This is a genomic window from Cobetia sp. SIMBA_158 (assembly GCF_046566945.1).
Classification (GTDB): Bacteria; Pseudomonadota; Gammaproteobacteria; order Pseudomonadales; family Halomonadaceae; genus Cobetia; species Cobetia amphilecti.
In genome coordinates this window covers 1-322 of the sequence record NZ_JAWJYL010000162.1, presented here as the reverse complement: position 1 = coordinate 322, position 322 = coordinate 1, and the positions used below count along the sequence as shown (strand labels likewise).

The following is a 322-nucleotide window of genomic DNA, read 5'->3' as shown; positions in this document are numbered from 1 at the left end:
AGAAGACCATCATGTTCGTCAGCCACGATATCGATTAAGCGATCAAGATGGGCGATCGCATCGCTATCTTCCGCGGCGGCAAGCTGGTGCAGTATTCACCGCCCGATGAGTTACTGACCGCGCCGAAGAACGAGTTCGTCGAATCCTTCCTGGGCGAGGACCGTGCTCTGAAGCGCCTCAACCTGGTCAAGGGGCGCGACCTGGCCAGTGAAGACATCGGCATGGTCACGCCGGATGACACCCTGACCACGGCGCGCGAGCGCATCGAGGCCTACGGCTACCAGAACAGCATCGTGAGGGTGAACGACAAGCGTCAGCCGGT

At 60.2% G+C, this 322-nt stretch carries 1 pseudogene; it reads left to right on the top strand.

What is annotated here, in order from left to right:
• Window positions 1-47 precede the first annotated feature (47 nt).
• Window positions 48-322 (top strand): annotated as a pseudogene (locus R2R70_RS19440) (ABC transporter ATP-binding protein); the annotation flags it as partial.